The 13,707-nt window shown below is 70.2% G+C and carries 16 protein-coding genes; 8 read left to right on the plus strand and 8 right to left on the minus strand.

All coding sequences use genetic code 11. The features are described from left to right. Positions 1–28 precede the first annotated feature (28 nt). The gene (gene tgt, locus GNT64_RS11080; protein ID WP_156679581.1) at positions 29–1,168 is read right to left on the minus strand and encodes a tRNA guanosine(34) transglycosylase Tgt; all 1,140 of its coding nucleotides are present in this window, start codon (positions 1,166–1,168) and stop codon (positions 29–31) included. Positions 1,169–1,314: 146 nt separating this feature from the next. Between tgt and GNT64_RS11085 the strand changes: the two genes are divergently transcribed. The 3 genes from GNT64_RS11085 to GNT64_RS11095 are packed head-to-tail and all read left to right on the plus strand — an operon-like array spanning position 1,315 to position 4,734. Continuing rightward, on the plus strand, positions 1,315–1,650 hold the full coding sequence (locus GNT64_RS11085; protein ID WP_156679582.1) for an STAS domain-containing protein: 336 nt from the start codon (positions 1,315–1,317) through the stop codon (positions 1,648–1,650). Then, positions 1,650–2,615 carry an MBL fold metallo-hydrolase gene (locus GNT64_RS11090; protein WP_156679583.1) on the plus strand — a complete coding sequence of 322 codons (966 nt, stop codon included), beginning with the start codon at positions 1,650–1,652 and terminating at the stop codon, positions 2,613–2,615. The genes GNT64_RS11085 and GNT64_RS11090 overlap by 1 nt, the downstream gene beginning before the upstream one ends. Beyond that, entirely contained in the window at positions 2,590–4,734 is a 2,145-nt protein-coding gene (locus GNT64_RS11095; RefSeq protein WP_156679584.1) for a CHASE2 domain-containing protein, read from the plus strand. Before GNT64_RS11090 ends, GNT64_RS11095 begins: the two co-directional genes overlap by 26 nt. A 2-nt stretch (positions 4,735–4,736) precedes the next feature. Here GNT64_RS11095 and GNT64_RS11100 read toward each other — a convergent pair whose 3' ends face one another. Both GNT64_RS11100 and GNT64_RS11105 read right to left on the minus strand, forming a co-directional pair. Next, entirely contained in the window at positions 4,737–5,330 is a 594-nt protein-coding gene (locus tag GNT64_RS11100) for an OmpA family protein (protein WP_156679585.1), read from the minus strand. After that, complete coding sequence (locus GNT64_RS11105) at positions 5,327–5,758, minus strand: FecR family protein (RefSeq protein ID WP_156679586.1); 432 nt, start codon at positions 5,756–5,758, stop codon at positions 5,327–5,329. The genes GNT64_RS11100 and GNT64_RS11105 overlap by 4 nt, the downstream gene beginning before the upstream one ends. Before the next feature lie 26 nt (positions 5,759–5,784). On the opposite strand from GNT64_RS11105, the gene GNT64_RS11110 reads away from it, so the two are divergent. Next, a complete protein-coding gene (locus tag GNT64_RS11110) occupies positions 5,785–6,252 on the plus strand; it encodes an ATP-binding protein (RefSeq protein WP_156679587.1) in 468 nt (155 codons plus the stop codon). Between the two features lie 73 nt (positions 6,253–6,325). Then, the gene (locus GNT64_RS21895) at positions 6,326–6,541 is read left to right on the plus strand and encodes a hypothetical protein (protein WP_156679588.1); all 216 of its coding nucleotides are present in this window, start codon (positions 6,326–6,328) and stop codon (positions 6,539–6,541) included. 6 nt (positions 6,542–6,547) lie between these two features. On the opposite strand, the gene GNT64_RS11120 is transcribed toward GNT64_RS21895, so the two are convergent. The 3 genes from GNT64_RS11120 to GNT64_RS11130 are packed head-to-tail and all read right to left on the minus strand — an operon-like array spanning position 6,548 to position 8,653. Continuing rightward, positions 6,548–7,117, minus strand: coding sequence for a winged helix DNA-binding protein (locus GNT64_RS11120; protein ID WP_197276953.1), 570 nt, complete (start codon positions 7,115–7,117; stop codon positions 6,548–6,550). Continuing rightward, the gene (locus GNT64_RS11125) at positions 7,110–8,024 is read right to left on the minus strand and encodes a phytanoyl-CoA dioxygenase family protein (RefSeq protein ID WP_156679590.1); all 915 of its coding nucleotides are present in this window, start codon (positions 8,022–8,024) and stop codon (positions 7,110–7,112) included. Before GNT64_RS11125 ends, GNT64_RS11120 begins: the two co-directional genes overlap by 8 nt. Beyond that, entirely contained in the window at positions 8,021–8,653 is a 633-nt protein-coding gene (locus tag GNT64_RS11130) for an acyl-homoserine-lactone synthase (RefSeq protein ID WP_197276954.1), read from the minus strand. The genes GNT64_RS11125 and GNT64_RS11130 overlap by 4 nt, the downstream gene beginning before the upstream one ends. A 135-nt stretch (positions 8,654–8,788) precedes the next feature. Between GNT64_RS11130 and GNT64_RS11135 the strand changes: the two genes are divergently transcribed. After that, positions 8,789–10,177 carry a cytochrome P450 gene (locus GNT64_RS11135; RefSeq protein WP_156679592.1) on the plus strand — a complete coding sequence of 463 codons (1,389 nt, stop codon included), beginning with the start codon at positions 8,789–8,791 and terminating at the stop codon, positions 10,175–10,177. Between the two features lie 38 nt (positions 10,178–10,215). On the opposite strand, the gene GNT64_RS11140 is transcribed toward GNT64_RS11135, so the two are convergent. After that, positions 10,216–10,995 (minus strand): helix-turn-helix transcriptional regulator, encoded by a 780-nt coding sequence (locus GNT64_RS11140; RefSeq protein WP_156679593.1) that lies wholly within the window; start codon positions 10,993–10,995, stop codon positions 10,216–10,218. 312 nt (positions 10,996–11,307) lie between these two features. Between GNT64_RS11140 and GNT64_RS11145 the strand changes: the two genes are divergently transcribed. Both GNT64_RS11145 and GNT64_RS11150 read left to right on the plus strand, forming a co-directional pair. Then, positions 11,308–12,375 (plus strand): sigma-54 interaction domain-containing protein, encoded by a 1,068-nt coding sequence (locus GNT64_RS11145; protein ID WP_156679594.1) that lies wholly within the window; start codon positions 11,308–11,310, stop codon positions 12,373–12,375. A gap of 102 nt (positions 12,376–12,477) precedes the next feature. Continuing rightward, positions 12,478–13,044, plus strand: a complete 567-nt coding sequence (locus GNT64_RS11150) for a glycine zipper 2TM domain-containing protein (protein WP_156679595.1) — start codon at positions 12,478–12,480, stop codon at positions 13,042–13,044. Here the strand turns inward: GNT64_RS11150 and GNT64_RS11155 are convergent. Further along, a complete protein-coding gene (locus GNT64_RS11155; RefSeq protein WP_156679596.1) occupies positions 13,031–13,705 on the minus strand; it encodes a hypothetical protein in 675 nt (224 codons plus the stop codon). The two genes, GNT64_RS11150 and GNT64_RS11155, sit on opposite strands and share 14 nt — an antisense overlap. Positions 13,706–13,707 lie beyond the last annotated feature (2 nt).

Here is a 13,707-nt window from a genome sequence, read left to right on the forward strand (position 1 = left end):
GGGCAGGCGCCGCACCATCCTCCGGCGTCTACCCTGACGCCGTCCGCCCGTACCGCACCCGAAATCCCTCCGCGAACGACCTCAGCCTGCCATCGGCGATCGCGGCGCGCAGCCGCTGCATCAGCGCCTGGTAGAAGGTCAGGTTATGCTCGGTCATCAGCATCGCGCCGAGCATCTCGCCCGATCGCACCAGATGGTGCAGGTAGGCGCGGCTCCAGCCGGTGCAGGCGGGGCAGCCGCAGTCCGCGTCCAGCGGCGCCCCGTCCTCGGCGAACTTCGCGTTGCGGATGTTCAGCGGGCCGTCCCACGTAAAGGCCTGGCCGTTGCGGCCGCTGCGCGTGGGCAGCACGCAATCGAACATGTCGATGCCGCGCTCCACCGCGCCGACGATGTCGTCCGGCTTGCCGACGCCCATCAGATAGCGCGGCCGCGCCGGATCGAGCTGGCCGGGCGCATAGTCCAGCACGCCGAACATCGCCGCCTGCCCCTCCCCCACCGCCAGCCCGCCGACCGCATAGCCGTCGAAGCCGATGTCCAGCAGCGCATCGGCGGAGGCGCGGCGCAGCGTCTCGTCCAGCGCGCCCTGCTGGATGCCGAACAGGGCGGCGCCCGCCGCATGATCGCCGCCCGCATCGAAGGCCGTGCGGGATCGGCGCGCCCAGCGCATCGATCGCTCCATCGCGGCCGCCTGCACCTCGCGCGTCGCGGTGGTGGGCACCAGCTCGTCGAACGCCATCACGATGTCGGAGCCGAGCAGCCGCTGGATCTCCATCGATCGCTCCGGCCCAAGCATGTGGCGGGATCCGTCGAGGTGGCTCTTGAACGCCACCCCCTCCTCCGTCACCTTGGAGAGCGCGGAGAGGGACATCACCTGATAGCCGCCGCTGTCCGTCAGGATCGGGCGCTCCCAGCCGGAAAAGGCGTGCAGCCCGCCCAGCCGCGCCACCCGCTCCGCGCCGGGCCGCAGCATCAGGTGGTAGGTGTTGCCCAGGATGATGTCGGCCCCGGCGCGGCGCACGTCGGCCGGCTTCATCGCCTTCACCGATCCCGCCGTGCCCACCGGCATGAAGGCCGGCGTGCGGATGGTGCCGCGGCGCATGGCGATGGCACCGGTGCGGGCGGCGCCATCGGTGGCGGAGATGCTGAACGAGAAGCGCGGGGCCGTCATCCCGCCGCCCATGCCGCCGCCCGGGCCCCATGTCGAGGCTGGAAGTCGGGGCGGCCCGCGCCCGCCCGCCGAAGCGCGCTTCCGTCCGCCTTTGCACCTTGCTAACCTGAAGCGCCTAAGGGTCGCGCCGAGGGCTGGAGGACGGGATGGACTGGAGTGACAGCGCCGTCGGCGACGCGCTCGTCGGGCGGCCGGAGGGTCGCGTCGACGAGGGCAGCTGGGAGACGTTCCTCGGCGGCATCACGCAGCGCGTGGGCAACGCGGCGGATGCGGGCCGGCGCTTCGTGCTCGATCTCTCCGGCGTGGACTATATGTCCTCGCGCGGCCTGCGCGTGCTGACGCTCGCCAAGCGGGAGGCGGATGCGCGCGGCGTGGCCCTCAGCCTCGCCTGCCCCAACGATCGCATGCGCGAGATCCTGGCGATCAGCCGCTACGACAAGATCTTCGCCGTCGCCGACGCGCTGCCGCAGGGGGCGGCGTGATGCGCGTGCGCTTCTGGGGCACGCGCGGATCGCTGCCGGTGGCGCCGCGCGCGGACATGGTGCGCCGCAAGGTCGCCCGCGCGCTCGTCGCGGCCGGCGGGCGGCGCTTCGCCAGCGAGGCGGAAGCGATGGACTTCGCCCGCGACGAACTCGATTTCGCCACCGGCCGCTCATACGGCGGCGCCACCGCCTGCGTGGAGATAGAGGGGGCGGCGGACGGCAGCTTCATCGTCTGCGACATGGGATCGGGCCTGCGCGATTTCGGGATCGATGCCGCGCGCCGCTGCGCCGCCGGCCACCCCAAGGTCTACCACCTCTTCCTGTCGCACCTGCACTGGGATCACATCATGGGCTTCCCGTTCTTCGGGGCCGCCTTCGATCCCGCCGCCAGCATCACGATCCACGGCTGCCATGCGGACATGGAGACGGCGCTGCGCCGCCAGCAGGAGGAGATCAGCTTCCCCGTCGCGTTCGACTGGCTGAAGGCCAACATCCGCTTCGTCACCATGGTGCCGGGCGAGACCTACGAGATCGCGGGCATGCGCGTGCAGGCGATCGAGCAGTGCCACTCCCACCTCTCCTACGGCTACCGCTTCGAGCAGGGCGACGAGACGGTGATCTTCTCGACCGACGCCGAGCATCGCATCGACGACATGGAGAATGAGCGCGCCTTCGAGGCGTTCTTCGCCGGCGCCGACATCGTCGTTTGCGACACGATGTACTCGCTGGCGGACAGCGTGACGATGAAGGCCGACTGGGGCCATTCCAGCAACCTGGTGGCGGTGGACCTGTGCCACGCCGCCGGCGCGGGCCGCCTCGTGCTGTTCCACCACGAACCCACTTACAGCGACGAGGACATCCAGCGGATGCACGAGGAGACGATCCGCTACGAGGAGATCAACCGGCAGGATCGGCCGCCGCTGACGGTGATCTGCGCCTATGACGGGCTCGAACTCGACGTCTGAGCCCGCGCCGGAAGCGGCCGTCGCGCACGGCCGCCCGCCGCTCCGCGTCGCGCTCGCCGGGCTCTGCGCGGCGGTGCTGGTGGCGGCGGCACTGCTGTGGATCGGCCAGGACGCGACCGGGCGGGCGCTGTTCGATCGCTTTCAGCGCCTCGCGCCCGCGCCCGTGCACGATCCCGCCACCCGCGTGGTGCTGATCGATCCCGAGAGCCTGAAGATCGCCGGCCCGTGGCCATGGCCGCGCTACCTGATCGCCCGGCTGACGGAGGAGATCGCCGCGCGCGGCGCCACCGCCATCGGCTTCGACATGCTGTTTCCGGAGCCGGACCGCTTCAATCCCGATCGCGTCGCCGCCCTCTATCCCGAACTTTCGGCCGAAACGCGGGCGGCGATGCGGGCGGTGCGATCGCAGGACCAGGTGTTCGCCGAGGTGATCGGCCGCCACCCGGTGGTGCTCGCGCGGCTGGGCGTGGCCGCCGGATCGATGGACGCCGGCAGTGCCGAGCGGAACGCCGCCCGGCTGCCGGTCAACGCCGCCTTCGCCGGGCCGCTGCCGGCGCGCGTGCTCTCCTTTCCCGCCGCGATCACCGACATCGCCGATCTCGACGAGGTGGCCGCCGGCCAGGCGGTGGTGAACGGCGCGCCCGATCGGGACGGTGTCGTCCGCCGCGTGCCGCTGGTCGCCTCCGTCGCCGGCGCGCCGACGCCGGGCTTCGCGCTGGAGCTGGCGCGCATCGGCCTGGGAGCGGAGACGATCGCGCCGCTCCTCTCGCACGGCACGCTGCGCGCGATCGGCGTCGGCGATCGCCGCGTGCCGGTGGATCCGGACGGGCGGATGCGGCTGCGCTTCGGCCGGTGGCCGGAAGGCACGCTGGTGCCGGCCGGCCTGCTGCTGCAGACCGGCTTCGACCGCGCGGCGTTCCGCGGCAAGATCGTGCTGGTCGGGCTCGGCGCGGCGGGCACCGCCGACGTCATTACCACGCCGCTGGATGCCGAGACCTACGGCACCTTCGTGCAGGCGCAGGCGGTGGACGCGATCCTCTCGGGCGGCGCGCTCGCCCGGCCCTGGTGGGCGCCGCTTGCCGAGTGGAGCCTTGCCGCGCTGCTGGCGACGGCGGCGGCGCTGCTGGGGCCGCGCCTGCGCGGTCCCGCGATCCCGCTCGTGCCGCTGCTGGCCGCCGTCGCGCTGGTCGGCGGCAGCTTCGCCCTGTTCCGCTTCGCCGGGCTGGTCGTCGATCCGCTGCGGCCGATCGCGGTGGGCGGCGCCGCCGCGCTGGCGGTGGCGGCGATGCTGTTCGTCGAGCAGGCCGCCCGCCAGCGCCGCCTGCGGGCCGCCTTGGCCGAGCAGCGCGTCGCCGCCGCCCGCGCCGCCGGCGAGCTGGAGGCGGCGCGCGAGATCCAGCTCGGCATGCTGCCGCCGCGCGCCGGCCTCGCCACCTTGCACCCCCGCGTCGATCTGGATGCGCGGCTGGAACCCGCCCGCTCGGTGGGCGGCGACTTCTACGATGCGATCCCGCTCGGCCCCGACCGGCTCTGCGTGCTGGTCGGCGACGTGACCGGCAAGGGGGTGCCGGCGGCCTTGTTCATGGCGCTCTCCCGCGCGCTCTCCAAGAGCGTGCTGCTGCGCGCGCGGGACGGGCTGGCCGATGCCGTCGCCACGATCGACGCAGAGCTTGCCCGCGACAATGCGCAGGACATGTTCGTCACGATGCTGGTCGCGGTGCTGCACACCGACACCGGCCGGCTCGACCTGTGCAATGCCGGCCACGAGAACCCGCTGCGGGTGACCGCCGGCGGAACGGTGGAGCCGCTGCCGCTGGAAGGCGGCCCGCCGCTCTGCGTCGTCGGTGGATTCCCCTACCCGGTCGAGACGGTGCAGCTGGCGCCCGGCGACGGCATCGTCCTGGTCAGCGACGGATTGACCGAGGCGCAGGACGGCGCCGGCGGCTTCTTCGGCCACGATCGCGCGCTGGCAATCCTCTCGCGCTGGCACGGCGACGCCACCGCCCGCTCCGCCACGGACGATCTGGCGGGCGCGGTGCGCGCCTTCGAGGGCGGCGGCGAACCGAGCGACGACCTCACCGTGCTGGCGCTGCGCTGGCGCGGGCCGGCGGCGGCGTAAGTCTACCGCACCACCACCTCAACCCGGCGGTTCGCGCGCGAGGCGACGCCGTCGGCGGTTTCCACCAGCATGTCGCGCTCGCCACGTCCCACCGCCCGCGTCGATGCGGGGTCCAGCCCGCGCGCGATCAGCTGGTCGCGTATGTCGTTCGCCCGCTGCAGGGAGAGGGTGTCGTTGAACGCCTCCGTGCCGGCGCGGTCGGCATGGCCGATCACCACCACGTCCACGCCGTCGCGCCGGCGCACCTCGCCGAACAGCTCCTTCAGCACCGGCTCGGACTCGGCCGTCAGCCTGGTGGAATCGGTCATGAAATTGAGGATGAAGGTGCGCGGCGGCGGCGGCAGATCCTCCACCAGCCGCCGGTCGCGCCGGGCGATCGCCGCCTCCTTCAGCCGGCGCGCCTTGGCCGCGCCAGGGGCGAGGCTCGCCTGCTCGTTCGCGTCCGCCAGCACGGCGCGATCGTTGCCTGACGTCTCGTCCAGCACCGCCACCGAACCCGCCGGCGCGCCATTCTCGCCCGGCAGCAGCAGCACCGTCGAGCGCGCGCAGCCGCCCAGCGCGATCGCCGCCAGCAGCAGCCCCCCGACCGTCCTCACGGCACGTTGACGACGAAGCGCGTGCCGCGCACGCCCAGCAGCGACGTGGGCGTGCGCACCTTCATCGCGTCCTTCGTCTCGTGCGCGATCTGGCCAGAGACGATCGCCAGCGAGCCGCGATCGACTTTGGTGACGAAGGCACCCTTGCGCGTCGCCTCGTTGAACTGGAATTGCGAGAGGGTGATGCGGCTGTTCGGCCCGGCCGAGAAGCGGCTGTTATCGGCAAAGGTGATGCTCACCCGCCCATCGCGCCCGGTGACGAGCACGTCGCCCTGCTCCACCCCGGCGCCGACCGCCGCCGGCATCCGGGCCGTGCCGCGCTGGACGGCGGCCGTGCCCATCGATCGCTTGATGCGGCCGATCTCGGCCTGCGCCGCGCCGTTGCCGGCGAGCGCCACCGAGAGCGCGAAAAGAACGAGACGGCGCATGGTATGCTCCCAGATCGTAGGGCGCCATGCTAGTCCTCCACGTCATGCACGGCAATGATCCTGCCATCTCCCGCTTCGCCGCCGATGGGCATGCGGCGGCGACGGCGCTGGCCGTGGCGCGCCGCTTCGCCGAGCAGGCGGCGCTGCCGCGCGACCCGCGCGAACGGCTGGCGATCGTCGTCGAGGAGCTCATCCTCAACATAGTCGAGCATGGCGCGGCCGACGGCGGGGCGATCGACCTCATGCTCGCGCGCGAAGGCGACGAGATCCGGCTCGTCATCGAGGATGCGGGCATCTTCTTCGATCCGCGCGACGTGGAGCCGCCGGCCACGCTGCCGCAGCGGGGCGGCGGCGTGGGGCTCGCGCTGGTGCGCGCCTGGACGCGAATCGATCGCTACGCACGGGCGAACGGGCGCAATCGCCTGGAACTGGCCATTCCGCTAGGGGGCGAAGCGTCGGAAAAGGCGGGTTTCACCCGTTTCGGATCAAGCTGATGAAACAATTCCGTTCCGGACAGGTAATCTCGGCCGCAGCGTGACCCGTGTTGGCGGGCAGGAGCCCGGGGGCATGAAATCTGGAATGTGGTCGCACACACAAAAGGCCAAGGATGCACGGAGTATCGAGGACGTGACCCGCAGGCAGTTGACCGCCGCCCGACTGAAGATGACGGAGGCCCTGCGCCTGCTAGACGATTTCTCGCAATCCTCGGCGGCCGCCAGCCTTGACCTGGCGATCCATCAGCTCGATCGCGAGCTGACGGCGCTGCCTACGAAATTGTCCTAGCGCCTCTCAGAGCGGCCGGGCGCCGCCCTCGCGCGGGGCGGCGGCGTGCATCTTGTCGGCCGCCGCCATCTGCTCCTCCATGTAGCGCCGCATGGAGTCCGAGGCTGACCGGGTCAGCTGTACCAGCACCCGCCGCTTGTCCACCTTGTCCTTGTGGCGCACGACGAGGCCCTCGTAGCAGAGCGTCTTGATCCAGCGCAGCACCGTCGTGTCCGGCACGTTGGAGGTGAAGCACAGGTTCGTCACCGGCACCTCGCGCATCTCGATCTCGGCGACGAACAGCTCCAGCATGATGTCCCATGCGGGATCGGAGAAGAGGTGGCCGTCGAAATACTGGAAGCGGCGGTAACGCTCGCCGATCATGCGCCGCGCGAAGGCGAGCATGTCCGGATCGGCGCGACCGGACCGATCGGCCGACTCCTCCAGCTCCATCGTGTTCAAGATACGGCGCAAGCCTTTCAGCGCCTTGCGCAGCTCCTGCTCGCGGCCGTCATCGGGAGCTACGGGCTTGCCCGGCACCTGTGATCGGATGATGTCGGTGCCGTTCGGCACGTGGGGGGAAGTACGCTCAATCACCGGCATGGGCCTCCGCCAGTTCCTTCTCGAGATGGGCGTCGACGATCACCTTCTGCGCCGGCGTGAAGGAATCGACCGTCGGCAGGTAATCGGACACGTCGTCCTGCAGCAGCACGGACGGGCACTGGCCGTCATAGGTGCCGAGATTCGGCCGCTGCCAGCGATAGCCGATCATCGCCGCCAGCTCCGGATCGAGCGTGCGGGCGAAATCGGCGGTGTAGGTGAGGTTCTGGTTCTCGTAGGTGCGCAGCCAGCCGAGGCTGTAGCTGACGATGATGCCGCGCCGGGGCAGCGCCGATCGGTTGCTGCCGGCGGCGTGGAGCACCGATCCCAGGAAGACGAACACGTCGCCGCGCTTCATCTCGGCGACCAGCGGCTCGCCGAGATCGGCGACGCTCATCTTGTATTTGTCGTGCTCGTGATGGGTGTTCGGCCATACCTTCGTCGCGCCGTTGCGCTCGGTGAAGTCGTCCAGCGGCCACATCACGTTGAAAGAGAATTCCATGTCGCCCTTGGGCGCCGGCCACATCGTCTGGTCGCGGTGGGGGATCTGCGCCGGCGCGCCGGGATAGATCGACAGGCCCTGCGACAGGTTGAGCTGCGGAAAGTCGCACCATTTGCCCAGGATCGTCCGCGCCGCGCGGATGATTTCCGCGTGCATCACCAGGTCCTGCGATGTCGGCGCGCGCTTCAGCAGGCCGTGGAACCGTTTGGTCCACTCGCCGTGGAAGGCGCCGACGGAGAAGGGCGTGCGCTCGAAGCGATCGCCCATCTCCGCCTTGATCGCCTCGATCGTGGCCGGCGGCACGGCGCCGCGCAGGATGGCATAGCCCTGGTCGATCAGCTGCGCCGACAGCGGATCGAGATCGTCCCGCTCGGCCAGATGGGCGAAGCGTTCGGGGATCATGCGGCCCTCGCCACATCGTCCGCCGAAACGGACAGCACGGGGCCGTCGAAGCCCAGTCGGGCGCGCATGCGGGCCAGCGTGTCCGCCTCGATATGGATGCGCAGCGCCTCGATCGTCTCGCCCTCATGCTCGGTCGGCAGGCTCAGCGGGGTCACGCGCCAGCCGACCGACAGAAGCGCGGGAACGCGCTGGCTCTCGGCCACCAGCACGTAGCCGGTGATGTCGTTCAACCGGGCGAACTCCACCAGGGCCAGCGCCAGCATCCGATGCACGCGCAGCAGCCGGGTGCCGGCGCGCCCCTGCACGGTTGCGACCAGCCGCGAGATCTCCCAGATGTCGGCTCCGCGCAGCAGCCCTTCGGCGCAGAGATCCGGGAACACGCCGTCCATCAGGTGCGCGCCGGTGGTGGGCAGCAGCCGCACCGATCCGATATGCGATCCGTCCGCGCCGTCCCGCGCCATCAGGTAGACGGCATGCTCGTTGTCGTAGTCGTCGACTTCCAGCCAGCTGCCCGGCGACTTGAGCCGCCAGCCGAGATGATCGACGAACACCCGCTTGCGATCATGATACATCTGGATCAGCGGTGTCGCATACGCATGTCGGTCGTCCGGATAAATCGTGTCAATCATGGCGCGGCCCCTGTTTCTGCCATGACCGGATCGCACGTCCGGGCACATAGAGGCATCCCGGTAACTACCGGGTGGTTAAGATTGGGGTAACCACGATATGTCCTTCGGCGATTTGTATAAGGGCGCGCCAGACCGATGACCGTGCAGTTCCCCCCGCCGGCGGCGGCCGAGCCCGTTTTCGCCAAGCCCGCGTTCCGCGCCGTGGGCGCGCGCGATCTGGCGCATATCCCCGGCCGCAAGGGCCTGCCATGGCTGGGCATCCTGCCCGAAGCCGTCGCCGATCCGTACCGCTTCACCCGGCGGATGCATGCCCGCTACGGCGACGTCCACCGCTTCTACGCGTGCGGCAACTGGAACGTGCAGCTCGTCGGCGCGGAGGCGAACGAGTTCGTGCTGTTCGATGCCGCCGGCAACTTCTCCTCGGCGGGCGGCTGGGATCCGGTGTTCGGCCGCCACTTCCAGGGCGGGCTGCTGCTGCGTGACGGGGCGGACCACAACCGCCACCGCAAGCTGCTGGCCGCCGCCTTCAAGCAGCACCAGCTGGAAGGCTATCTGCGCATCTTCGATCGCGTGATCCGCGCCGACCAGCCGGAGTGGCGGCAGGGCACGATCGAGACCTACGGCGCGGCGCAGCGGCTGGGCTTCAAGATCGGCTATGCCAGCTTCCTCGGCCGGCCGGAGGCGGACGCGCAGCCGATGGACCTCTGGTCGTTCCGCTCGCTGATGCGCACCAGCACCTCGATCGTCACCTTCCCCTTCCCCGGCAACAGCGAGTGGCGGGCGGCGAAGGCGCACCGCCATGTCGTGGGCCTGATCGACGGCGCCATGGCCGATCCGCTGACCGACTCGCGCGGCGATCTCCTCGCCAACCTGCTCCGCCAGCAGGACGAGCAGGGGCTGACGCGCGAGGAGATCGTCGGCCACATGGTCTTCGTCATCGCCGCCTCATACGACGCCCTTTCCTCGGGCATGACCTCGACGATCTTCCACCTGAGCCAGAATCCGGAGTGGCAGGCGCCGCTGCGCGAGGAACTAACCGGCATCATCGCCGGGCCGGACGACGTGACCCTGGCGAACCTCGCCAGATGCACGCTGGCAGACCGCATCTTCAAGGAGGCGCTGCGGCTGAACGCCGCCGCCCCGGTGCTGTGGCGCCGGGCGCTCGGCGACTGCACGTTCCGGGGCGTGGAGATCCCGTCCGGCACCGTCACCGGCGTCAACCCGATGCTGACCCACCTGCTGCCGGAGATCTGGGGCGAACAGCCGAGCCGCTTCGATCCCGACCATTTCCTGCCCGACCGCGTGCGGGCGCGGCACAAATATGCCTATGTCCCGTTCGGCGGCGGCGCGCACGCCTGCCTCGGCATGAACTATGCCGCGCTGGAGGCCAAGCTGCTGCTGCGCCACATGCTCGACGGCCGACGCATCGAGATGGCGCAGCCCACCGCCCCCAAATTCTACCACTGGCCGAATGCGCGCCCCTTGGGCGGGCTGAAGATCAGGCTGGTGCCGGTCGACGAGTGAAGGTCCGGATACGGGAGCCCGTCACCGCCAGGCCGGCCTCAGTGCAGCACCTCGGAGAAGCTGATCTCGCTGCAGAACAGCGCCCGCACCACCAGCTGCTGGCGCGTCGCCACCACGTAGCGGCGCTTCGCCGCCTCGACATATTCGTTCACGGTGCGCGGGCGCAGACCGAGTATCTCGGCGATTACCCCGTCGCTCTTGCCGCGCGCCACCTGCACCAGGCAGTCGCGCTGCCGCTGGGAGAGCGGCGCCGGATCGGGTGCCGGCCCCGGCGCCGCGATCTCGCCGGCCAGCCGCCGCGCCGCCTCGAAGCCGAACGCGCCGACCGACTGGGCGGCGGCGAAATGCTGGCGCGGCAGCGCATCGCTGGACCCGACGGCGAAGTGGCAGGAGCCGAGGATCTCGCCCGGCACGTTGTTCGGCACGGTGAAGCCGTTCACCAGCCCGTGCCGCGCCGCTTCCCGCATATAGGCGTGGTCGCCATCGCGCAGCGGGATCAGCGACGGGATCTGGTCCCACGAGAAGCCGATACCGGCCCGCTCGCTCGCTCGCAGCACCGGATCGCGGGTCAGGCCCAGTTCGCGCAGCCGGCCGATGAACTCGACTGGATAGTTGGTCAGCCGGATGCCCGGCACGATCTTGCCGAAATCGACATGGTTTACGATCGCGAACCGATCGAAGCCGAGCCACGCCGAGATGTCCGCCACCGCATCGGACAGTTCCTGCATCGTCGCCAGCTTGTGCGCGGCCGCCGCGAAATCCTGCACGGCCCGGTAGATCGCCTTGCCGCGATCCACATCTGACAGAACGGTCTGCATCGCCCTACCCTTCGTGATCGCGCCGCAATCGTGGTTGATGGCGGGTTAATGATCCCGAAGCAAGCGTTCGCCACTGCGAATATTCGCGACGACGCGCCTTTTCGGCACGGCGAAGCTAGGAAGACGCCTGTCAAGCGCGCGATGGGCCGCCATTTGAATAGGAACATCGGAATTGGCTAGGATTTTAATCCATTTCGGTTAACGGTCGGGACAGGCTGTGGCAAACATGGCAGGGGTCGCTGTGCAACGGATCATCGGAAGCGGGACGGGTCGTCTCCGGCCGAATCGCCAGGTTCGGGCGATCGCCGCTTCATGACGGTCGCGTGGAAGCCTGAAGCCATCGACGGCGGGGGATCGCGATCGCTGCTGATCGGCGAGAGCGCGTCGATCCGCGTCGTCCGCCGCCTCATCGGCCAGGTCGCGCCCACCACCGCGTCCGTACTCATCACCGGCCCGTCCGGCAGCGGCAAGGAGATGGTGGCCCGCGCCATCCATGCCGAGAGCGCGCGGGCGGACGGGCCGTTCATCGCCGTCAACTGCGGCGCCATCCCGCGCGACCTGCTGGAATCGGAGCTGTTCGGGCACGAGAAGGGCGCCTTCACCGGCGCCGTCACCCAGCTGCGCGGCCGCTTCGAGGATGCCGACGGCGGCACCCTGTTCCTCGACGAGATCGGCGACATGCCGGCCGACATGCAGGTGAAGCTGCTGCGCGTGCTGGAGGAACGATCCGTGACGCGCGTCGGCGGGCGCACCACGATCAGCATCGACACGCGGATCATCTCCGCCACGCATCGCGACATCGGCACCGCGATCGAGGATCAGCGCTTCCGCGAGGATCTCTACTACCGTCTCGCCGTGTTCCCGGTGCACCTGCCGTCGTTGGCCGAGCGGCGCGACGACATCCCGCTGCTGATCGAGCATTTCCTGCGCCTGTTCACCGAGCCCGGCCGGCCGATCGCCCTCACCCGCGCGGCGCTGGAGGAGCTTTCCGCCTATCGCTGGCCGGGCAATGTGCGGGAGCTGCGCAACATCATCGAGCGGGCGGCGATCCTCTTCCCCGGCAATACCATCGGCACCGAGGAGGTCGCCCTGCTGCTGCGCCGCTCGCCGGCGGTGCGCGCGGTGGAGCGGGAGGCGCTGTGGGAGAATTCGTCGCCGCCGGCCCCCGCCCCGCGCGCGGCCGATGCGGCGGCCGAGGCGCCGGTCGGCGGGCCGATCGACCTGAAGTGGCTCGTCGCCGAGTTCGAGCATCGCCACATCGTCGATGCGCTGCGGCGCTGCAACGGCGTCGTCGCCGATGCCGCCCGCCACCTGTCGCTCCAGCGAACGACCCTGATCGAGAAGATGAACAAGTACGGCATTGCGCGCACGCGCGGGTGACGCCGCACCGCCGATGAACGGGCCGTTGTTTTCGGTTCACGCAACCGGAACGACCGGGCGCAGGTTCAGCGTGCATCTCGTCACCAGGTCAGGAACCCGATCATGCGCAACCTCATCCTCGCCGGCATGCTTGCCGCCGTCACCCTGTCCGCCGTGCCCGCATCGGCGCAGACCCCGAACCGCGACTATCGCGAGGACGTGCGTGACGCGCGGCGCGACGAGCGCCGGGATTTCCGCGATGCCCGCCAGGACCGCCGCGACGACATACGCGACGCCCGCGAGGATCGCCGTGACGATCGCCGTGACGACCGCCGCGACATGCGCCAGGATCACCGCTACGATGGCCGGCGCGACGATGGCCGGCGCTGGGATTATAACCGCCCCGATCCGCGCTACGGCAATTACCGCGCCGATCGCTACTATCGCGACGGCAACTACAAGGCGCGCCGCCTGGGCGCGAACGACCGCATCTATCGCGGTGGCGACAATCGCTATTATTGCCGCCGGACGGACGGCACGACCGGCCTGATCGTCGGCGGCGTCGGCGGCGGCGTGCTCGGCAACGTCATCGCCCCGGGCGGTTCGAAGACGCTCGGCACGCTGCTGGGTGGCGCCGCCGGCGCGGTGCTCGGCCGCTCGATCGATCGCAACAACGTCACCTGCCGCTGAGGCCGGCGCTCGGGCGGGATGCGCTCCCTCGCGCATCCCGCCCCTGAACGGACGCACCGGCGGGATCGCCGGTCCGTACCGGGAAATCCATTCGCACGATCGCGCGGCTCGACCAGCGATCGCCCGGCTGGGTGGGCGGCGTCCGCGGGTTGCGGGCGAACGCCTCGAAATTGACGGCGTAGAAGCCGGTCAGCCTCACCGGGAAGACGAAGGGCAGCGCGACGCTGCGTCCGGGAACGATGCGAATCGCTGGGCGCGGCACGCCTTCCAGCGTGACGATGGCCTGGCCTACAGGCCGCGCAACTCCGGCCAGCCGGTCACTCGAATAGTTGAGCCGGGCCAGCCTGATCGGTGCGTCTCCCAGATACAGGTCGGTCGTCTGCACGCCCAGGTTCCGGATCGTCACGACACCGCTGAGATAGTGGCGCTCGCCAAGGGTCTCGCTTGCGCCGGTGATGTCGATCTGGAAGCCGTTGGCCTTGGCCGCGGCCAGCGCCTCCTCGTACCGCTGCCTGGCGGTGTTGCTTTCCAGCACGACGTAGCGGTAGACCGCCCAGCCACCACCGATCAGCAGGGCCGCCGCCAGCAGCAGTTCGCGCAGCAACGTCGCCTTGGCCGATCGCAGCGCCCATTTCTGGGCCTCCTCGGTGGTGTCGGTCATCG

The sequence above is a fragment of the Sphingomonas profundi genome (assembly GCF_009739515.1).
GTDB lineage: Bacteria > Pseudomonadota > Alphaproteobacteria > Sphingomonadales > Sphingomonadaceae > Alterirhizorhabdus > Alterirhizorhabdus profundi.